We start from the raw sequence: 20437 nt of genomic DNA, 5'->3' as shown, positions 1-20437 counted from the left end.
GTCCGTGGCGGCGCAAGCGGATGTGAGGCCGTTTTTCGATGTCTAGAATGCACCGTCTTGCAGAAAGGCGGTATTTTCTTTCATTGATAGCAGGTATTGCAAGGGCAATATAAGCAAATGGGAATTTACTGTTAGAAATTTGGTGGCGCAGGAGGGCGGACTGAATAATAAAAGGCTACGCAGCCCGCCGCCCCGGTTGGAATGACTGATCGATCAAGCTTGTTGTTCAACCATGCCGGATCGCCAAACGTTGTTGTTGCACAACATGCCTTGCCGCTGAACGGGGCGCGGTGGCGCCGCCGGCGGCTTTCTCGTTGCCCAGCACAAAGCGACTCATCGCCCCGACCAGGGCCTGGGTCTGTTCTTCCAGGCTGGCGGACGCCGCCGCCGTCTGCTCGACCAGGGCGGCGTTCTGCTGGGTCATGTCGTCCATCTGCGTGATCGCGTGGTTGACCTGCTCGATGCCGGCGCCCTGCTCGGCCGAGGCGGTCGCGATGTCCGACATGATGATGGTGATGCGCTGCACGCTGGTGACGATTTCACCCATCGCTTCGCCGGCCTGGTCGGCCAGCCGATTGCCGACCTCGACCTTCTCGACGCTACGGCCGATCAGCTCCTTGATTTCCTTGGCGGCGGCGGCCGAACGCTGCGCCAGGTTGCGCACCTCGGATGCCACCACGGCAAAGCCGCGCCCCTGCTCGCCCGCGCGCGCCGCTTCCACCGCCGCGTTCAGGGCCAGGATGTTGGTCTGGAAAGCGATGCCGTCGATCACGCTGATGATGTCGACGATCTTGTGCGAGCTCTCGTTGATCTCGCCCATGGTCTGCACCACCTGCGACACCACTTCGCCGCCGCGGCTGGCCACATCGGAGGCGCTGATCACCAGCTGGTTGGCCTGGCGCGCGTTGTCTGCGTTCTGCTTGACGGTAGAGGTCAGTTCCTCCATCGACGATGCGGTCTCCTCCAGGTTGGACGCCTGCGATTCCAGCCGCGACGACACATCGGCATTGCCGCTGGCGATGTCGCGCGTGGCGGCGCTGATATGGTCGATGCTGCCCCGCACGTCGCCGACGATGTTGCGCAGGCTGTCGTTCATATCCTTGAGCGCGCGCAGCACCTGCCCCACTTCGTTGGGCGCGCCAACGTCGAAGTCGCTCACCAGGTTGCCGCGCGCAACGCTTTGCGCGACGGCGATGGCGTTGCTCAATGGCCGCGTTACCGAACGCGATATCAGCAGCGCCACATAGCCGGCCAGCGCCACCAGGCCCAGCATGGCGCCCAGCATCAGCCAGCGGGTGGTGTAGAAAGCGCGGATCTTCTCGTCCAACAGGGCGTCCAACTGCTTGCTGGCGACGGCGTTGAGCGCGAACTGCAGGTCGATGGCCTGGGTAGCCAGCGCCACGTAGTTCTCCGCCGAATAGGTCAGCGCCTCCGGCTGCACGATCTCATGGAGGGCCAGGTCGGTGATCTTGGTGGCGGCCTGGGCGGCCTCGCGCATGGCCGGCGCCAGCGCGGTGTCGAAATCCGGGTTGTAGCGGGCGGCTTTGCCGAATGCGGTCAGCGTCTGGTCCAGCCGGTCCGTCACGCGCGCGACGATGGACGACAGCAGCAACCGGTCGGCCGGGCTGGCCTCCTTTTTCGCCAGCAGGCCGGCGCCCTTGGCGCGGGTCTTGCCGAGCTCCTCGGACAGATAGGGCAGCTGATAGAACATGGCCTGGATCAGCTGGTAAGTGTCGCGGTCGGGATCGAGGCTGAGGCCGTAGTAGTCGCCGATCAGGTCGTTCACCTTCAGCAGCTTGGGCACCAGCGCGGTATGCGCGGCGTAGCTTTGCGGCACCGTCAGGCTTTTTGAGGAGACTTGGGAGCGCAAGGTCTGCCAGTCGCTGCGCGCCTGCGACCAGGCGGCATCCAGCGTGGCGTCGTGCAGGGTTTTGACCAGGTCATCGGTGGCCGCGTAGGCGCTGTCGGCTTCCTGCTGCTTTGCCGCGCGCTTGTCATCGTTGGTCGCGCCGCCCAGCACCAGCGCCGCCAGGCCGCGATGCTGCTGGGTCAGCTGCACCATGCGCAGGCCGCCCACCACGGCCGGCATGCCGGCGCGCTCGTCCAGATAAGCATCCAGCCCCTTGCCTGCTTCGCGCATGTACAGCCAGGTGGGGATGCTGGCCAGGATCACCGCGATCAGGCTCAGGATCAGGAACTTGTGCCCGAGCCGCAGGCTGCCAAGAAGAGTGTGCTTGTCCATGTCGCGCCTCCGTGAGTGTAAGTCACCGGGCCGCACCCACCGGCAAACTACGGCCCGTTGCTTTTGATCATAGTCTTATCCCAGGCGGTCGTGGTGGCTTTAATAGCACAAGTCGCAGATCTTGCTACATGCCAAGCGACCTCAGCAGCTCATCGTTGGCTTCATCTTCGGCAGAAGCAGACGGGGCTGTTGATCCACCACCCTGATTGCCGCGCTCCAAGTCCATCAAGGCGTCCGTATCGGTGATCTCGCTGGAGTCGAAGTCGTGCAAACGAATGAACTCGGTTCGGTCGATCGCCAGCTCCAGATAAAAGATATTACTCTTTTCCGTATAGAACGTGACGCGCCGCATCTCAGGGCGATCCAACGGTGTGTCCACGCTCAACATCACCTGCTTGGTCAGCACCAGCATCTTCGGCTGGTTCTGCGTGATATTGGTTTGCAGCTCGCGCCGCACCTTGCCGGTGAAGTCGCCGACGATCTGGTTCATCAGCTCACCCATGATGTTGGACACCTCGTCCGACGTATGGGAGCTGGCCAGCTCGGACTTCGGCATGCCCATGTGCAACATGTAGCGTTCGTAGATTTCCATGGCCGTGTCGGCCGCGAAGTTCAGCACCACCAGGCCGGTGAAGCCTCCGTCGAACAGCACGAAGCAGCCGATGTCGGGCTTGAGGCCGGTCTTTGTGATCCGCTGCACCATGCCGGAATAATTGACCTTGCTCTGGGTGGCGACGTTCAGGACACGGGTTACCGAGTTACACAGACTCATCAACAAGTCTTCAGTCCCGTACACAACTTCCTTGTTTTCCTCGCTCATGATCTACCTCTAGTTATTTTTAAAAGATGAAAGCACAGTTTCCTGGTCCAGCGAGAGACGGAACAAGACCACTTCGCTCAGCAAGCGGACGACCTCATCTTTCCATTCCTGGTCCCTGCCGCCAGACGGCAGGGCGGCCAGGGTGCTGCGCAACAGCGCCACTTCGCGCTCCAGCTCACGCACCCGTTGCACCTGATCGACCGCCTCGGCTGAGATGACCATCGCTTTTCCTTCGGCCAGAAATAAGATTCAGAATACCGAGGTGCAAGATTCCCGTCCATCGGAATCGCGCATTTCGGTGAGAATCGCGTGCCAAAATGCAAAAAGCCCAACGCCGGAAATTTACGCTGATGCGGGGCGCGGCACGCCGACCACCACAGGCCGGCCGAGTCCACCTATAATCGGCTGAGCAGGGAGGCATAACAATGCGCATATTTCTTGCAATACTGGTCAGCCTGATGTGCTTGCGCGTCGACGCCGAAGACTTGGGCGTACCCAAGCACAACCAGCGCGAACCCTGGACGGGTTACATACTCGAACTCCTCACCGAAGCGCTGGCCAGGGCCCCAGGACCAGAGCCCGACCAATGGCACTGGGTGGAAACCCGGATGAACCAGGACCGTGCGTTCGCGCAGCTGCGCACCGGCCAGGATCTGGATATCTACTGGAGCATGACGTCGTTGGCGCGCGAGCAGGGGGTGATCACGGTCCGCATTCCCCTGATGAAAGGATTGCTCGGAAGCAGGCTGCTGATCATCCGCAAGGAGTCGCTCGACAAATTCGAGCGCATCAAGACCCTTGACGACCTGAAGACCGTCAGCATCGGGCAAGGCCTGGATTGGCCGGACACGGCGATCAAAACCGCAGCCGGCCTGCATGTCGTCACCTCATCTTCGTACGAAAGCCTGTTCCTGATGCTGAAGGCCAAGCGTTTTGACGGCATCTCCCTGGGCGCGAACGAGATCGACGACGAACTGGCCAAGCAGCGGGACCCCGACCTGGTCGTCGAAAGGAATATCGCGATCGCCTACCCCGCGCCGGTGTTTTTCTTTGTCACGCCGAAGAAGAAGGCGCTGGCCGAGCGCATCGAAAAAGGCCTGCGGCTGATGATGGAAGACGGCAGCTTCAACACGATCTTCGACAAGCGCTGGAGCAAATCCTTGATCGCCAACAATATGAAGAACCGTTTGGTGTTTCAGCTGCCCAATCCGCTGCTGTCGCCGCAGACAGCGGAGATGATACGGCAACATCCCGAGTATTTCTTCTTCCCGCCGTTGCGGCAGGAGAAATAGCGGCCCGAAATCAGCTCGCCTTTGATTGTTGGGCCAACCAGTCCCGCACAACGTCGTTCACCCGAGTTTGCCATCCTTTCCCACTCGCTTTGAGTGCATCGAGAACGTCTTGATCAAAACGAACGATGACGGTTAACATTGATTTAAGTGTACTAACGAAAAATTAGAGCAACAAGGATAATTTGTTAGTACGATTGGTTAAAGCAGGCTCATCAACGAAACGCTCTACTTCGCCTGAAACAAATCAAGATGAATGCCTAATCCCTCTCCGCCAGCCATGGGGCCACTAGACTTTAGTCTCCCGATTCGCGGCATAGGCCCCAAAATGGAACAGCCCCCCCTGCCCAACCGGCAGCCATCCCCACCACTCAAGGCCCTCAGCTCGGGCCACCATCCGTAAATAATCGGGCCTTAAAACGCAAAAACCCAACCGGTTAGGGTTGGGTTTTTGGCGTGCTACTGTATTCTGGCTCCCCGACCTGGACTCGAACCAGGGACCTGCGGATTAACAGTCCGTCGCTCTACCAACTGAGCTATCAGGGAATTGAGGCCCGAATTATATCCGCTCAAAAAGGATTTGGCGACCCCGCCGTGAATTTTTTTTATGCAGGGCGGCGGCGACGCGCAATCGCGCCCACCAGGCCCAGACCAGCCAACAGCATGGCATAGGTTTCCGGCTCAGGCACAGCCGCGGTGACCGAGATGTTGTCCAGCGCCGCGCCGTAGTAGGTGTTGGCAGGGCTGCCGGCGAAGGTCAGCGTGCTCAGGGCCGAGGTGGCGACGAAGCTGAAGCTCTCGGTTTGCCAGCCCATGGCGCCGTGCGAGCTGCCGGCCAGCGCGAACGAGAAGCTGTGCGGATCGGTCACGCCAACGGTGATGGTCTTATCGCCGCCGCCGTCGTGGTTGCCGGCCAGGCTGAAGCTGACGTTATAAGTGCCGCCGACCGTGGTGGCGAACGACTGGGAAATCGTGCCGGTGCCGCTGCCATTCAGGTCCAGGCTATAGCTGCCGCCGGCAGGCTGCCAGTAGCTGCGGATCAGGTCCACGCTGCCGTCGTTGATGGTCCAGCCATCCAGGCCGGAGCTGAAGGTGACGAAATTGCCGCTGAAAGCGTTTGCAGCGGACTCGAAGCCACCATTGACGATCAACTCCGACGATGCATGCGCCAGTGGAGCCAGCGCGGCCAACGCAGCGATTGCAGCCAGTTTTTTAATTTTCAACATGTCATTTCCCCATTTAATATCACAACGGCAACTAGAATTTCCTAGAATTAACGTCATGGTATACGATAACAAGGAAACATCAACTGTTTCATTTTAGAAATATCCCGAAAACAACAAATCGGCGCTTGACCGTTGCCCAGTCTATGCTGCGGACAGGCTTGGCGGCGCTACACGCGGCACCCGCAGCGTAAAGCAGGCACCGTGGCCCGGTTCGCTCACCACCTGCACGCTGCCGCACAAGGCGGTCGTCACCTGGTTGTAGACCACGTGCAGCCCCAGGCCACTACCGCCCTGCCCCAGCCGGGTGGTAAAGAACGGCTCGAACACGCGCACCAGATTGGCTTGCGGAATGCCGATGCCGTCATCGACAACGCTGATTTCCACAACATCGTCGGCATGCAGGCAGGCCGCGACGCGGATCTGGCCTGGCGCGCCGTCGGGGAAGGCATGCACCAAGGCATTGTTGATCAAATTCAGCAGCACCTGCTCAAGCGCGCCGGGGTAGCTATCCATGGCGATGTCGCCGTCCACCTCGCACAGCACCTGGTGGCCACTCTGGCGGATGAGCGCTCCCACGGTCGCCAGGATCTCGCCGAATGTTTTCCTCAGGTCGAATTGACGCCGGCGCTTGCTGGACTGGTCCACTGCGACCTGCTTGAAACTATCCACCAACTCGGCCGCCCGCCCCAGGCAGTGCAGCAGGATATCGGCGCCCTGGTCGACGCCGCCGATGAAGTCGTCCATATGCTTGCGCGTTACGCCAGCCGCCAACTCCTTGGCCATCGCACCGACATTGCTCTTGAGTGTGCTCGCGACCAGCAGGCCATTGCCGATCGGCGTATTGAGTTCATGCGCGACGCCGGCCACCAGATTACCAAGGGCCGACATCTTTTCCGCGCGCAGCAATTCACCCTGCATCGCGCCGATCTTGTCCAGCGCCGTCTTCAACTCGCCATTGCTGAGCGACAGTGCCTGGTTGGCGCTGAGCAGATCGGCATTACTTGAGATTAATTTCCGCTGCTGCTCCATGACCTTGAAATCCGCCTCGATCGCCTTCTTGATCTCCCATAGCAAATCGACATAGCGTTGTTGGTATGAGCGCTTCTTGCTGTCGAGTACGCATATCGTGCCGAATACCTCGTCGTCGGGCCACAGCAGCGGCACGCCCAGATAGGAAATCATGTTCAGCGCGACATCGGGATTGTCTTTCCAGTGCTCGTCCTCCAGCGCGTGCGGCACATGCAGCAGCGACCGTGTCGCCATCACCGTTTCGCAATACAGGCCGGTGTTCAGGTTGGCTTTCTCGTACGCTTCATAGGGATTGCCTGGCGTGTGGCTGGACACCAACACCTCGATCTGCTCCGCCCCGACTCGCATGATCAGGCCGGCCGGCACATCGAAGATGCCCGCCATCACATTCGTGGTCTGCTGCCACTTCCCCAGGAAATCGTCTGAGACGACACGTTGTTGGAACATAACGGCGAGCTCCTTGATCAGTCGGTACAAGGGACACAAATTACGTGTTGATTGGCAAATGGTAGGCCCATTTGCAGGAGATCTGTGAAATTATTCTGGCTATAATGAAAAAAGCTAACTGGACTGATGGGGGCGCCGATGTGGTTAACCGCCGTAGTGTTTGCCGCGACTGCCGCCGCAAGCCCCGTCATACAGCAGGCGCCAGCCAGTCCCAGCCCCACTACCGTCAAGATAGGCCTGCAAAGCGTGATCGCACCCTTCGTGCTTTCGGACCGCGCATCCGGCTTGTTTGCCGACGTGCTGCGCGCCGCGTTCGCATCGCAGCAGGTCACCGTCGAATTTCTCTATTTGCCCAATGTGCGTTTTGAAGAACAATTTCACCAGGGTGTGTTTGACGTGACGACGGCATCCGCTCCCCGGCAAGCGCAGGATGGTTATCTGAGCCGGTGGCCGGTTACGTATTTCCACAACATGGCGATTACCTTGCGCAGCCGGATTCCAACGCTATCCAGCGTGGATGACTTGAGAAAGTATCGGGTGACCGCGTTCCGCAACGCGCAAAAGGTGCTGGGGCCGGCCTACGCCGCAGCGACGGCGGATCATCCGCACTACAGGGAGGCAACCACCATGCCTTCCGGCACCCTGTTCCTGGACCGCACCGACGTCATTATTTCGCAGCCCGATGTGTTCCAGTATTACCTCAAGCAGCAACTGCCCCAGAAACGCATTGCCGAAGCGGAGCTGGCGTACCACGACGTGCTGGGGCCGGGAAAATTCTACTGGATGCGGTTCCGCACGGAGGCGCAGCGGGACGGGTTTGAGCACGGCATCGCGCAACTTTACGCCACCGGAGAGATCGACCGCATACTGGATCGCTATCAACGCGACTACGGCGTGACGCGCGACTTCTTCGTCTCGCTGGATTGCCAATTCCGACCAGAACTGATCCCGCAGAAATGCAAGAAACTCAGCAAGTGGTTGAGTCCCCCGTAGCCAGCGGCTCAGCCTTTCATGGCGCCTTGTAGAACAGTCCAACCACAATTAGGAATAGAAATGCGACAGGTGTCATCAGGAAGATACTCAGCACGCCCATCAGTTTTCTCTGCCGCCGCATGTACCTGATTGATACCGCCAACGAAATTGCGATACCGCTCAGGGCTGCAAGGATAATTTCCAATGTCATGGCTTTGTGCTCCGAACCTGAAGCCGCCAGCCCAAAAACCGCCCACATCAACATGAAGCCTAAATTGGCAGCCACCGCCAGCCCCCAAGCAACAGCAGCAGCGATTGATGAAAGCATATTGGGAGCCATCTGATTGTTTGGCTTGCGCGCACAAGGAATGTCGGGACTGTACCCTGTTGTTGAGTTTTTGTCGCGTTGCCTTTGCAGGCCGGAATAGAAAAGGGCCACACCTTACGATGTGGCCCTTGAATTCTGGCTCCCCGACCTGGACTCGAACCAGGGACCTGCGGATTAACAGTCCGTCGCTCTACCAACTGAGCTATCAGGGAAAAGAGGCAATATTATAGCTGCTCACAGCCAATTTGGCTTCCCCTTGGGGAAAAATTTTCTTCAGGTGCCGTAGCGCCGCACACTCGCCACGTTCGCGCCGGAGTGCGCCGGCCTTATCGGCATGACAACGCCAGCTTCGCCAGCCGGCTCGCCAGGCAAGTCATCGTCCAGCATGCGCACCAGCGGCGCCAGCGCCAGCCGCTCGTCCGGGGTCGTGGTTTGCAACGCCAGGTCGCGCGCGATGTCGCGCAGCCGCCATTGAATTTCCCGGCAGGCCACCTCGCGCTCGAACAGCAGCATATGGTCCGTGCCGGCCCCCATGTCCGGTTCCGGCCGCAAATACACATCCAGGCCGGTGCTGATGAACGCACGCCGAATATTGCGGACCCGCCCCATCGTCTTGTGCAACAGTTGCAGTGTGCTGGGCGACTTCGCAGCCGCCCCCATCGTCAATCCCTCGCCGATGTCGAGGATGGACGCAATGCGGGCAAACAAGCGCCCCACGCCCTCCCCGCCCTGCGCGCGGACCGGATCGGCGCCCACTTCCGGGGGAGCCATCCGCAGCGCGCCCGAGATGGCCGACAGCAACTGGTGCGAGTGCTCGCCGGGGATGATCTTCAGCGCCAGCTCGGCCCGCTCCAGCGGATGATCCTTCAACAACAGGCCGGCGATCATCTCCGCCACCGCCACCGCCTGCCCCGGCGCGCTGATCTGGTCGCCGCTGATCTGGCGCGGGTAGCCGCTGCCGTCGAAACGTTCGTGATGCTCGGCCACCGCCCGGCCGACCGAGAATGGATAACTGCCCAATTCGTCGATCAGCATCTGCCCGATGCGCGGATGCACGACCACATGCGACCACTCGTGCGGCAGCAGCCGCCTGCCGCGCGCCAGGTGGGCCGGGGCGATGTACAGCTCGCCGATATCGTGCAGCATGCCCGACAGGCCGGCCACCATCTGGTCCTGCTCGCTCAGGCTCTGCTTCTGCGCCATGCAGATGGATAGCAGGCTGACCAGCACCGCGTGTTCGAGCGCCTGAGCGCCGCTGCGGTCGGCCACGGTCAGCATCATCTCCAGTGCGCTGCCGAATTCCAGCCGGCCCAGCTGCGCCAGCACCGAGGCGCCGCCCTTGCTGGTGGCGCGCACGATGTGGGCCACCGACGGACTGGTATCGATCAGGCGGCTGGCGATGGCGACGATGGCGCGCGCATCGACGCTGCCGCTCGCCCGCACGCAACTTTCAAACGGTTGCCGCAATTTATGCAGGATCAGCTTTTCCTGGAGGGCACGGGTCACCTGGGTGCCCTTGGCAACCAGCTTCAAGCCGCGCACGTCGAGGATGTCGACGATCACCTCCACCTCCATGACTTCGGCCACCGACATCACCTTTTCCAGGTAATGGCGATTGACAGGGGCGGCGTGCAGGGCAGACATTGGGTTCCTTCCGGTAGCGGCGCGAGGCCGAATTTTCAACTATCGAAATGATAGCCATAAAGTTAACCGAAAGCAATATATATTACTACGTAGAAATAAAATCCAGATTTGCCGCTAACTTGCCGTACCATAATCGCAGGAATCGATAATCGCCTGATGCCTGGCAATCTGCTCCTCCAGGGGCGCCATTTTAGCTGCGGCCTTTGCTGCGATCGTCTTCTCAGTCTCTTTCCGAGGCCCGAGGAAGACCCCCATTAACACCAGCAGGATGAAACCAACAGGGATTGCGAACCAAAGAGGAATTGAATATGCATCAAGCAAAATTAGTGTGACTGCAATACCGACCAACAGGAATGAAAGACCTAAACAGCCCTGTTTGCTTTCAGTTCCTTGAAGAGCTTGAATATTGCTGTCGCGCTCTTCGCATATCTCGAGAATATCGCTTTCAAATCGCTCAATCGCACGCTCTGACGCCATACGCTTCATGATCAGATTCGCGCTCGCATCGGCCAGCATTTCCTCCTGCTCTGGTAGCGAAATGTCCTCTTCGCCGCGCTCGACCAGTTGCTCGCCCCTGCAGTAATCGCAAACGACCGAGCTCATTGAATGATCTACATCGAGTGTTGCGCCACAATTCTCACATTTCAGCGAAAGTACTTTCATACGCCTCTCATTGTTATCAAATGCAGGACTAGAACGAAAAAAGGGGCTACACGCCGAAACATGTAACCCCTTGATTCTTTACAACTAAAATTCTGGCTCCCCGACCTGGACTCGAACCAGGGACCTGCGGATTAACAGTCCGTCGCTCTACCAACTGAGCTATCAGGGATTAGCACATCCAGGTTAAGCTTAGTCGCTCAACCCGAAGAAGCAAGATTTTAAAGGACTTTGGCGATCGCGTCAATAACGATGTCAATGTTGCGGGAATTGAGCGCGGCGACGCAAATCCGGCCGGTATCGACCGCGTAGATTGATTGCGCGCGCAGCAGCTCGACCTGCGCCTTGCTCAGGCCCGAGTACGAGAACATGCCGACCTGGTCGCGCACGAAGGCGAAATCGTGGGCCGGCGCCTTGGCCTTCAGCTTGGCGACGAAGGCTTCGCGCATTTCCTTGATGCGCACGCGCATGCCGGCCAGCTCGTCTTCCCACATCTGGCGCAGCTCGGGCGTGGTCAGCACGGTGGCCACCACTTTGCCGCCGTGGACCGGAGGATTCGAATAGTTGGTGCGCACCACGCGCTTCAGCTGCGACATCAGGCGGCTCGCCTCTTCGCCGCTGGCGGCGACCACGCTCAGCGCGCCCACGCGCTCGCCATACAGCGAGAACGACTTCGAGAACGAGTTCGACACCAGCAACGGACCGCCGGCGGCAGCGAAGCGGCGCACCACGGCGCCGTCTTCGGCGATGCCGGCGCCGAAGCCCTGGTAAGCCATGTCCAGGAACGGCACCAGGCCGCCATTGGTCACTGCCGCGATCACCTCATCCCACTGGGCCGAGCTCAGGTCGGCGCCGGTCGGGTTGTGGCAGCAGGCGTGCAGCAGCACGATGGAGCCGCGCGGCATGGCCTTCAGGTCGGCCAGCATGCCGGCGAAGTTCACGCCGTGGGTGGCCGCATCGTAGTAAGCGTAGTTGTTGACGGTGAAGCCGGCGCTTTCGAACAGCGCGCGGTGGTTCTCCCAGCTTGGGTCGCTGATGTAGACCTGCGAATCCGGCGCGAAGCGCTTCAGGAAGTCGGCGCCGATCTTCAGCGCGCCGGTGCCGCCGATGGCCTGCACGGTCACGGCGCGCTTCTCTTGAATCACGGCGCTGTCGGCGCCGAACACCAGCTCCTGCACCGCCTTGTCGTAGGCGGCCAAGCCTTCGATCGGCAGGTAGGTGCGCGGGGCCGGCGCGGCGATCAGGATTTCTTCCGCTTTCTGCACGCACGACAGCAGCGGCACTTTGCCGTTGTCGTCATAATAGACGCCCACGCCCAGATTGATTTTGGCCGGATTCTGGTCGGCGTTGAAGGCTTCGGTAATGCCCAGGATAGGGTCGCGTGGGGCCATGTCGATGGCGCTGAACAAGCTAGGATTCGTCATGATAAGATTGGATTCGATTGGAAGCGGTACGCAGCGGTTGAAGGTAGACAGCGCCCAATGAAAAACTGCTTCAGGCCGCTGGCAGGCCATTATTTTAACAAAGGTCGGACAAGATGGCTGATTTACCAGTAGTAGACACCCCAAACGCAACGGTAGTTACCTTCCCGGACTCGCCGTTCAAGCTGCACCAACCCTTCCCGCCGGCCGGCGACCAGCCCACCGCGATCAACCAGCTGTGCGAAGGCATCGACGACGGCCTGTTCTTCCAGACCCTGCTCGGCGTGACCGGCTCCGGCAAGACCTACACGATGGCCAACGTGATCGCCCGCAAGGGCCGCCCCGCCATAGTCTTCGCGCCGAACAAGACGCTGGCCGCGCAGCTGTATTCGGAGTTCCGCGAGTTCTTCCCGGAGAACGCGGTCGAGTACTTCGTCTCCTACTACGACTACTACCAGCCGGAAGCCTACGTGCCGCAGCGCGACCTGTTCATTGAAAAGGATTCGTCCATCAATGAGCACATCGAGCAGATGCGCCTGTCGTGCACCAAGTCGCTGATGGAGCGGCGCGACGTCATCATCGTCGCCACCGTGTCGGCGATCTACGGTATCGGTAATCCGACCGAGTACCACCAGATGATTTTGACGCTGCGCGCCAAGGACCGCGTCTCGCAGCGCGACATCATCGCCCGCCTGATCCAGATGCAGTACACCCGCAACGAAGTGGACTTCGGCCGCGGCACCTTCCGCGTGCGCGGCGACACGCTCGACATCTTCCCGGCGGAGAATGCGGAACTGGCGGTGCGCCTGGACCTGTTCGACGACGAGCTGGAATCGATCCAGCTGTTCGATCCGCTGACCGGCCGCGTCAAGCAGAAGATCCCGCGCTTCACCGTCTATCCGGGTTCGCACTACGTCACGCCGCGTTCGACCGTGCTGCGCGCGATCGAGACCATCAAGGTGGAGCTGCGCGAGCGGCTGGAGTTCTACCGCAAGGAGAACAAGCTGATCGAGGAACAGCGGCTGGAACAACGCACCCGCTTCGACCTGGAGATGATGACCGAGATCGGCTTCACCAAGGGCATCGAGAACTACTCGCGCCACCTGAGCGGCGCCCTGCCCGGCGAACCGCCGCCGACGCTGGTCGACTACCTGCCGAAGGACGCGCTGATGTTCCTCGACGAGTCGCACGTGCTGATCGGCCAGTTGAGCGCCATGTACAACGGCGACCGTTCGCGCAAGGCCAACCTGGTGGACTACGGCTTCCGCCTGCCGTCCGCGATGGACAACCGGCCGCTGAAGTTCGAGGAGTTCGAGCAGAAGATGCGGCAGACGGTGTTCGTCTCCGCCACCCCGGCCGAATACGAGCGCACCCACGCCGACCAGGTGGTCGAGCAGGTGGTGCGTCCGACCGGCCTGGTGGACCCGCTGATCATCGTGCGTCCGGCCAGCTCGCAGGTGGACGACCTGATGTCTGAGATCACGCTGCGCGTCGCCAAGAACGAGCGCGTGCTGGTGACCACGCTGACCAAGCGCATGTCCGAACAGCTGACCGAATACCTGAGCGATCACGGCATCAAGGTGCGCTACCTGCACAGCGACATCGAGACGGTGGAACGGGTCGAGCTGCTGCGCGACCTGCGCCTCGGCACCTTCGACGTGCTGGTGGGGATTAACCTGCTGCGCGAAGGCCTGGATTTGCCGGAGGTGTCGCTGGTGGCGATCCTGGACGCCGACAAGGAAGGCTTCCTGCGTTCCGAACGCTCGCTGATCCAGACCATCGGCCGCGCCGCCCGTAACCTGAACGGCGTGGCGCTGCTGTACGCGGACCGCATGACCGATTCGATGGAGCGCGCCATCGGCGAGACGGAACGCCGCCGCGCCAAGCAGATCGCTTTCAACACCGCCAACGGCATCGTGCCGCGCGGCGTGCACAAGGTGATCCGCGACATGATCGACGGCGTCTACAGCCCGCAGGAAGCGCGCGAAGAGCTGCAAGTGGCGCAGGAGACGGCCAAGTACGAATCCATGAGCGAGAAGCAGATCAGCAAGGAGATCAAGCGCCTGGAGAAGGCCATGCTCGATCACGCCAAGAACCTGGAGTTCGAAAAAGCCGCGCAGGTGCGCGACCAGCTGCATCACCTCAAGCAGCAGCTGTTCGGCGCGCCGGGCGCGGACAATATCGCCTGATCGTCACTGGCTCACTTGCCCGCCGACGGCGCCTTGACGAAGCTGCTCAAGGCGTCGATCAACTGCGGCGCCACCGGAAACTCGGGGCTGCCGTAGGATTTCTTCTGCTTGGCCTCGTCGTCGCCGACCATCTTCAGCAGATGGTTCATGCCCTCCACCACCACCAGTCTGGCGCGCGGCGCGGCCGCCGCCAGCGCCTGCGCCTCCGACGCCTGTACCTGGATGTCGGACGTGCCTTGCAGGATCAGCACCGGCATCGTCAACGCCGCAACCGCCGCGCGCGGATCGTGCTTCAGCGACGAGATCAGATACGGCTGCACCGACGGGTGGTACAGCATCATCAAGCCCGGCGGCACATCGTCTACCGTCTTGCCCTGCTTGAGCGCGACCAGTATGCGTTCGTTCTGCGCCTCCAGCTCCGGCGGCAGCTTGCCCTTGAGCTGGTCGCGCAGGATGTCATCGAGCGGATGGCCGGCGCCGGCGATCAGCACGCAGGCATCGGTGGCGGCCTGCCTGCAGGCCTCGGCGGCGATCTGCGCGCCTTCGCTATGCCCCGCCATCACCACGCGCGAGAAGCGCGGATCGGCGCGCAGCTTGCGCAGCCATGCGGTGGCGTCGCCGATGTAGTCGTCCAGGCGCAGGTCCTGCTCCTTCCACACCGGCAGCGCGCTGGCGCCGATGGCGCGCTTATCGTAGCGCACCGAGGCGATGCCGCGCTGGGCCAAGGCCTCGGCCACCATGCGCAATGAATCGTTGGGCCCCGGCAGCAGCTTGTTGTTACCGTCGCGGTCCGTGGGACCGGAACCGGCGTGCAGCAGCACCACCGGGAACTTGCCGCCGCCGTCAGGCAGCAGCTCGGTGCCATACAAGGTACCGCCGCCCACATCCAGCGACACCGGACGCTGGGCCGCATGGGCCGACACAGACAACATCAACAAAGACAGCAATAGCTTGAAGCGCATACCAATTCTCCGATCAACGAGGAAGACGTTTGTAGAGCAGCAGCGAGTAGCCCACGGCCAGCGGCGCCCAGGCCAGCATCAGCGCCAGCAAGACCCATATCGGGGCGCCCAGCCAGAGGGCGAACAGTCCCAGCACCCCGCTGGCCACCATCAGCCGCGCCGCCAGCCGGTGCGTGGCGTACCAAACGCGCTCGCTGGCCAGCGTCCACGGCGTGCGGATGCCCATGAAGAAGTTACGGCGCACCTTGCCCATCGGGTTGCCGGCCAGGATAAGCAGCACGAACATGCCGGCCGGGATGGCCGTCCCCATCGGCACCTGGACGTGCAGCGAAGCCGCCAGCACCAGCGCGTAGACATAAGCGAGCAGGCCGACCACGACGCCGCTCACGTAGTAGTAGGTCGGTTCGAAGTCGCCGATCTCGAAGCGGCGCGGCGAGATCGCCGGCATCACCATGCCCAGCCACGCCACCATCGCCATCATGCCGGGGCCCAGCAGCCATAAGGCCGCCTTGGGACCATAGCCATCGACCACGCCGCCGGCGTTCCAGTGCACCGGCACCCGCGCGGGCAGCTGCGGCCAGAAGTAGACGGTGGCCGCAGTGGCGACGGCGATCAGCAAAGCGCAAAACAGCAGATAACGCGTTCTCATTTCTTCCTCCCTTTGGTGTCGGCGCCTGCCAGGTCCATCATCCATGACAGCACATCCTGCAGCACCGTGGTGTTCAAGCCGTACCAGATGGTCTGTCCTTCGCGGCGGCGCGTAATCAGGTCGGCGTCGGCCAGTACCGAGAAGTGATGCGACATGGTCGGCTTGCTCATGTCGAAATGCGCCGCCAGGTCGCCAGCCGTCATCTCCCCGGAACGCAGCAGGCGCAGTATCTCGCGCCTCGCCGGATCGGCGATGGCCTTGAAGGCATTGTTGGAAGCATTCATATTAAGGCAGACATCTAATTAGACAGTTATCTAAATATAGGCCGGCTTGAGGGCCAAGTCAAGCGCCCTCCCCGCCCTGCGTTACAAAGTTTTGACGAACTCGCGTATGCCGCCCAGCAGCATCTCGACCGACATCGCCGTCAGGATCAGGCCCATCAGCCGCTCGAAGGCCGTCATCACCTGGGGACCAAGGACTTTCTGCAGCTTCTCGGCGCTGAGGAACACGGCCAGCCAGACCACGCCCACGGCCGCCAGCGCGGCCACGTGCACCAGCACTTCGCCGGTGCTCTCGCGCGAGAACAGCAGCACCGTGGCCAGCGCCGACGGCCCTGCCAGCGCCGGGATCGCCAGCGGCACGATGAACGGTTCGCCGCCTTCGGTACGGCCCAGCACGCCGTCCGGATGCGGGAAGATCATGCGGATCGAGATCAGCAGCAGGATCACGCTGCCGCCGATGCGCAGCGACACTTCCGACAATTGCAGTGCAGCCAGGAAGTGGCGGCCGAAGAACATGAACACCAGCAGCAGCACGAAGGCGATCGCGCACTCGCGGATGACGATGCGCGAGCGGCGCGCCACCGGCACCGGGTTGAGCACGCTGGCGAACAGCGGCACATTGCCGAACGGGTCGGTCACCAGCAGCAGCAGGATGAAGGTCTGGAAGAAGTTCTGGGTCATGGCATCCCTGGGTCAAATGAAAAACGGGAGCCGAAGCTCCCGTTTGCAGTGTACCACCAGATTCAGCTTATGCCGATTTGCGGCGGCGTGCTACCACACCCATCAGGCCCAGGCCAGCCAGCAGCATGGCGTAGGTTTCCGGCTCGGGTACTGGCAGCGCGTAGGTGTAGGTCACGTTGGCGTAGCCGTTGAAGGCCGTCACGCTCAGCGACTTGGTGTTGCCCGAAGTGCCGTTGAAGGCCGAGGTGGCGGCGCCAGCCAGGTTGGCGTGCACGACGCCAGCGCCGGAGAACAGCGACAGCGTGCCGGCGTCCGAGAACACCGCCGAGTTGCTGAACAGCGTGGCGCCAGGAGCGTAGGTCGCACCCGACAGGCCCGCGTAGTTGGCGTTGCCGTCAAACGACGCTTCGACGAAGCTCTTGGTAACAGTACCTTGCAGTACCACCAGCGTGCCGGTGGCGGCGCTCAGCACCAGAGTTTCGCTGGCGCTGGCGTTGATCGTCGAGCCCGAGCTGGTGCTCAGGTTTTCCACTTTCAGCGTCGGCGTGAAGGAGCTGAACAGCTCAACTTTCACCGATTGCAGGGTACCCAGCGAGGTGTTGAACTTGGTCAGGTCCAGTACGCCGTTGGCCACTTTGGCGTTGGCGATGACGTTGGAATTGACGGTGACGGTTTGGGTGGCTGCCTGGGCAGCGGCAACGCCGCTGAGGGCCGCGATGGCGACGAGGGTTTGAGTCAGTTTTTTCATGTTCTATCCGTAGTATGGTCCGGTTTATCGGCGGGCGTATCGTGATCGGGCGACTCAGGCCTTGCGCGATTTGCGCTTGGCGGCCACGCCTACCAGGGCCAGGCCAGCCAGCAGCATGCCGTAGGTTTCTGGTTCAGGTACCGGAGCGGTGGTGTAGGTGTAGGTAACATTGCCGTAGCCGCCGACCGTGGTCATGAAGTCTGCTTCGACGCCGTCGCCGTTAGCCTGGGTGAAGGCCTTGGCTGCGAACAGCGTAGCGACGTTGCCGTTACCGGTGAACAGCGACAGATCGCTGGCGCCGCTGAAGATGGCGCTGTTCGACATCGTGAAGGCGTTGTGCAGGGTCAGGGTGCCGTTGCCGTCGATGGTCGCATCCTGGTTCAGCACTGGGGCCGAGAACAGTGCCAGGGTGCTGTGGTCCGGACGGTTCAGCCAAACGTCCACGCTCAGGCTGACAGGAACGGTGATCGCGTCGTCGTTGTAATTGGTCAGGTCAACATTGCCGGCCACGTTGGCGAACAGATCGAACTTGACGGAGGTCAGCGTACCCAGCGAAGCGTTGAACTGTGCGAAATTCAGCACGGCGGTCAGGTCGGTCTGGGTGCTGGCGATGACATTGCTGGTGAAGGTTTGGGTTGCGGCCGATGCAGCGGCGGAGACGAAGCAGCCTGCTACGAAGAGAGCTTGTGCGATTTTATTCAGATTCATAAATGTTCCAATTCAGATTATTTTTCTCGAGGGAATTCTTTCTGCCCAGCTAAACTACATGGCATGGCCAAAAAATCGTTTCCGCCAAACCTTAAAGCTATCTTAACACGAAATATCCTATTTGCATTTCTTTTTACACATCTAACAGATTAAATATGCAACTTTAGTTACCTAAAAGTATTTATTCGTTGTCCATGGCATACAAATAAAAAAAGCGGCCAGTGGCCGCTTTTCTGTGGAGCAATAAACGCAGTGTATTTAACGTTTAGTTGCCGCTCTCACCCTTCTTGATCCATGCCGCCAGCTGGTGCGGGCGGATGCCGTCGTAGTCTTCGAACGGCTGGTGGATCCATGGGTTGTGCGGCAGTTCTTCCATCTGGTAGTCCGGCTTGAACACCGAGCTGCCCTTGGTCCAGATCACCGCCGAACGCACTTCGGTCACGCCTTCGAAGTTGTCGGTCAAATGCTTCATCACCTTGACCAGCGTGACGCCCGAATCCGCCAGGTCGTCGACCAGCAGGATGCGGCCGCTCAGCGGGCCCTTGGTCATCGTCATGTATTTGGCGATGTCCAGGTCACCGCGCACGGTGCCGGCTTCTTCGCGGTACGAGCTGGTCGACAGGATCGCCAGCGGCACGTCGAAGATACGGGAGAACACGTCGCCAGGACGCACGCCGCCGCGCGCCAGGCACAGCACCTGGTCGAACTTCCAGCCCGACTCGTGCACCTTGAGCGCCAGGCGCTCGATCAGGCGGTGGTATTCATCCCAGGAGACCCAGAGGTGTTTGTCGTTCGATTGTGGGGTCGTCATTTGCAAAATCCTTTTATTACTCGAATGGATGACGCAGCACGATCGTTTCCTCACGATCCGGGCCGGTCGATACCATGTCAACCGGCACGCCGACCAACTCTTCGATACGTTTGATGTAAGCGCGGGCCGTGGCCGGCAGTGCCGCCAGCGACTTGGCGCCCACGGTGCTGTCGGTCCAACCCGGCATTTCTTCGTACACCGGCACGCAACGGGCGGCTTCTTCAGCGCCGGACGGGAAGATGTCCACGGCCACGCCGTCGATGGTGTAGCCGGTGCACAGCTTCAGCGTTTCCAGGCCGTCCAGGACGTCCAGCTTGGTCAGGCACATGCCCGTCACGCCGTTGATCTGCACCGAACGGCGCAGCAGCGCCGCGTCGAACCAGCCGCAGCGGCGGGCGCGGCCCGTCACGGTGCCGAATTCGTGGCCCACTTGCGCCAGGTGATGGCCAACGCCTGCATCGGTAGGCAGTTCCGAAGGGAACGGGCCGGAGCCGACGCGGGTGGTGTAAGCCTTGGTGATGCCCATGATGTAGTGCAGCATGTTCGGACCGACGCCGGCGCCGGCGGCGGCATTGCCGGCCACGCAGTTCGACGAGGTGACGAACGGATAGGTGCCGTGGTCGACGTCCAGCAGCGAGCCCTGCGCGCCTTCGAACAGCAGGTTGGCGCCGGCCTTGTGCGCGGCGTACAGCGCGCTCGAGACGTCGGTGACCATAGGGCGCAGGCGCGGCACGTAGGCCAGCGCGTCGTCCAGGGTCTTCTGATAGTCGACCTTAGGCGCCTTCAGGTAGTGTTCCAGCACGAAGTTGTGGTAGTCCAGGTTCTCGGCCAGCTTCTCGGAGAAACGGGTTTCGTTCAGCAGGTCGGCGACGCGGATCGCGCGGCGCGCAACCTTGTCTTCATAGGCCGGGCCGATGCCCTTGCCGGTGGTGCCGATCTTGGCTTCGCCACGCTTGGCTTCACGCGCCAGGTCGAGTGCCGAGTGGTAAGGCAGGATCACAGGGGCCGCGTCCGACACCTTCAGGCGCGACGCGACTTCGACGCCGACTTTTTCCAGCTTGTCGATTTCGCGCAGCACGTCCGGCACCGACACCACCACACCGTTGCCGATGTAGCAGGCCACGCCCGGGCGCATGATGCCCGACGGGATCAGTTGCAGCGCGGTCTTGACGCCGCCGATGACCAGCGTGTGGCCGGCATTGTGGCCACCCTGGAAGCGGACCACACCTTGTGCATGATCGGTCAACCAGTCGACGATCTTGCCTTTACCTTCATCGCCCCATTGGGTACCGATGACGACGACGTTTTTTGCGTTTTTCTTTGACATCAC

At 61.1% G+C, this 20437-nt stretch carries 21 protein-coding genes and 3 tRNA genes; 3 read left to right on the top strand and 21 right to left on the bottom strand.

The window, feature by feature from the left end; genetic code table 11:
• Positions 1-226: 226 nt before the first annotated feature.
• The 3 genes from V6M89_RS06740 to V6M89_RS06730 form a co-directional block, all read right to left on the bottom strand.
• On the bottom strand, positions 227-2242 hold the full coding sequence (locus tag V6M89_RS06740; protein WP_332852477.1) for a methyl-accepting chemotaxis protein: 2016 nt from the start codon (positions 2240-2242) through the stop codon (positions 227-229).
• Between the two features lie 124 nt (positions 2243-2366).
• Positions 2367-3062, bottom strand: a complete 696-nt coding sequence (locus V6M89_RS06735; protein WP_332852476.1) for a DUF3334 family protein — start codon at positions 3060-3062, stop codon at positions 2367-2369.
• 9 nt (positions 3063-3071) lie between these two features.
• The gene (locus V6M89_RS06730) at positions 3072-3284 is read right to left on the bottom strand and encodes a hypothetical protein (protein ID WP_332852475.1); all 213 of its coding nucleotides are present in this window, start codon (positions 3282-3284) and stop codon (positions 3072-3074) included.
• 203 nt (positions 3285-3487) lie between these two features.
• Between V6M89_RS06730 and V6M89_RS06725 the strand changes: the two genes are divergently transcribed.
• Positions 3488-4354, top strand: a complete 867-nt coding sequence (locus V6M89_RS06725) for a substrate-binding periplasmic protein (protein ID WP_332852474.1) — start codon at positions 3488-3490, stop codon at positions 4352-4354.
• A 10-nt stretch (positions 4355-4364) separates the two neighbouring features.
• On the opposite strand, the gene V6M89_RS06720 is transcribed toward V6M89_RS06725, so the two are convergent.
• The 4 genes from V6M89_RS06720 to V6M89_RS06705 form a co-directional block, all read right to left on the bottom strand.
• Positions 4365-4493, bottom strand: coding sequence for a BrnA antitoxin family protein (locus tag V6M89_RS06720; protein ID WP_332852473.1), 129 nt, complete (start codon positions 4491-4493; stop codon positions 4365-4367).
• Positions 4494-4821: 328 nt separating this feature from the next.
• A tRNA-Asn gene (locus V6M89_RS06715) sits at positions 4822-4897 on the bottom strand.
• 59 nt (positions 4898-4956) lie between these two features.
• Complete coding sequence (locus V6M89_RS06710) at positions 4957-5577, bottom strand: choice-of-anchor C family PEP-CTERM protein (protein WP_332852472.1); 621 nt, start codon at positions 5575-5577, stop codon at positions 4957-4959.
• A gap of 141 nt (positions 5578-5718) precedes the next feature.
• Positions 5719-7053 carry a GAF domain-containing sensor histidine kinase gene (locus V6M89_RS06705; protein WP_332852471.1) on the bottom strand — a complete coding sequence of 445 codons (1335 nt, stop codon included), beginning with the start codon at positions 7051-7053 and terminating at the stop codon, positions 5719-5721.
• Positions 7054-7191: 138 nt separating this feature from the next.
• On the opposite strand from V6M89_RS06705, the gene V6M89_RS06700 reads away from it, so the two are divergent.
• Positions 7192-8046 (top strand): ABC transporter substrate-binding protein, encoded by an 855-nt coding sequence (locus tag V6M89_RS06700; protein WP_332852470.1) that lies wholly within the window; start codon positions 7192-7194, stop codon positions 8044-8046.
• Positions 8047-8062: 16 nt separating this feature from the next.
• Here V6M89_RS06700 and V6M89_RS06695 read toward each other — a convergent pair whose 3' ends face one another.
• From V6M89_RS06695 to V6M89_RS06670, 6 genes are all read right to left on the bottom strand, one after another.
• The gene (locus tag V6M89_RS06695; protein ID WP_332852469.1) at positions 8063-8353 is read right to left on the bottom strand and encodes a hypothetical protein; all 291 of its coding nucleotides are present in this window, start codon (positions 8351-8353) and stop codon (positions 8063-8065) included.
• 136 nt (positions 8354-8489) lie between these two features.
• Positions 8490-8565: transfer RNA gene (locus V6M89_RS06690), tRNA-Asn, on the bottom strand.
• A gap of 61 nt (positions 8566-8626) precedes the next feature.
• Positions 8627-9997, bottom strand: coding sequence for an HD-GYP domain-containing protein (locus tag V6M89_RS06685; protein ID WP_332852468.1), 1371 nt, complete (start codon positions 9995-9997; stop codon positions 8627-8629).
• A 114-nt stretch (positions 9998-10111) separates the two neighbouring features.
• The gene (locus tag V6M89_RS06680; RefSeq protein WP_332852467.1) at positions 10112-10660 is read right to left on the bottom strand and encodes a hypothetical protein; all 549 of its coding nucleotides are present in this window, start codon (positions 10658-10660) and stop codon (positions 10112-10114) included.
• A 93-nt stretch (positions 10661-10753) separates the two neighbouring features.
• Positions 10754-10829: transfer RNA gene (locus V6M89_RS06675), tRNA-Asn, on the bottom strand.
• Positions 10830-10878: 49 nt separating this feature from the next.
• Entirely contained in the window at positions 10879-12081 is a 1203-nt protein-coding gene (locus V6M89_RS06670) for an amino acid aminotransferase (protein WP_332852466.1), read from the bottom strand.
• A gap of 113 nt (positions 12082-12194) precedes the next feature.
• Between V6M89_RS06670 and uvrB the strand changes: the two genes are divergently transcribed.
• Positions 12195-14267: an excinuclease ABC subunit UvrB gene (gene uvrB / locus V6M89_RS06665; protein WP_332852465.1), complete on the top strand. Its 2073-nt coding sequence runs from the start codon at positions 12195-12197 to the stop codon at positions 14265-14267.
• An 11-nt stretch (positions 14268-14278) separates the two neighbouring features.
• Here uvrB and V6M89_RS06660 read toward each other — a convergent pair whose 3' ends face one another.
• From V6M89_RS06660 to V6M89_RS06625, 8 genes are all read right to left on the bottom strand, one after another.
• Entirely contained in the window at positions 14279-15229 is a 951-nt protein-coding gene (locus tag V6M89_RS06660; protein ID WP_332852464.1) for an alpha/beta hydrolase, read from the bottom strand.
• A 13-nt stretch (positions 15230-15242) separates the two neighbouring features.
• Positions 15243-15878, bottom strand: a complete 636-nt coding sequence (locus V6M89_RS06655) for an SdpI family protein (RefSeq protein WP_332852463.1) — start codon at positions 15876-15878, stop codon at positions 15243-15245.
• A complete protein-coding gene (locus tag V6M89_RS06650; protein ID WP_332852462.1) occupies positions 15875-16162 on the bottom strand; it encodes an autorepressor SdpR family transcription factor in 288 nt (95 codons plus the stop codon). The genes V6M89_RS06655 and V6M89_RS06650 overlap by 4 nt, the downstream gene beginning before the upstream one ends.
• A gap of 81 nt (positions 16163-16243) precedes the next feature.
• The gene (locus V6M89_RS06645; protein WP_332852461.1) at positions 16244-16840 is read right to left on the bottom strand and encodes a MarC family protein; all 597 of its coding nucleotides are present in this window, start codon (positions 16838-16840) and stop codon (positions 16244-16246) included.
• Between the two features lie 67 nt (positions 16841-16907).
• A complete protein-coding gene (locus V6M89_RS06640) occupies positions 16908-17588 on the bottom strand; it encodes a choice-of-anchor E domain-containing protein (protein ID WP_332852460.1) in 681 nt (226 codons plus the stop codon).
• A gap of 54 nt (positions 17589-17642) precedes the next feature.
• A complete protein-coding gene (locus tag V6M89_RS06635; RefSeq protein WP_332852459.1) occupies positions 17643-18296 on the bottom strand; it encodes a choice-of-anchor E domain-containing protein in 654 nt (217 codons plus the stop codon).
• Between the two features lie 265 nt (positions 18297-18561).
• On the bottom strand, positions 18562-19107 hold the full coding sequence (locus V6M89_RS06630; RefSeq protein ID WP_116987921.1) for a phosphoribosyltransferase: 546 nt from the start codon (positions 19105-19107) through the stop codon (positions 18562-18564).
• Between the two features lie 16 nt (positions 19108-19123).
• The gene (locus tag V6M89_RS06625; protein WP_332852458.1) at positions 19124-20434 is read right to left on the bottom strand and encodes an adenylosuccinate synthase; all 1311 of its coding nucleotides are present in this window, start codon (positions 20432-20434) and stop codon (positions 19124-19126) included.
• Between the last annotated feature and the right edge of the window lie 3 nt (positions 20435-20437).

Source organism: Duganella sp. S19_KUP01_CR8 (genome assembly GCF_036688705.1).
Taxonomy (GTDB): domain Bacteria; phylum Pseudomonadota; class Gammaproteobacteria; order Burkholderiales; family Burkholderiaceae_D; genus Rugamonas.
The sequence above is the reverse complement of the archived record's forward strand: the minus strand, read 5'-3'. Positions and strand labels throughout refer to the sequence as shown.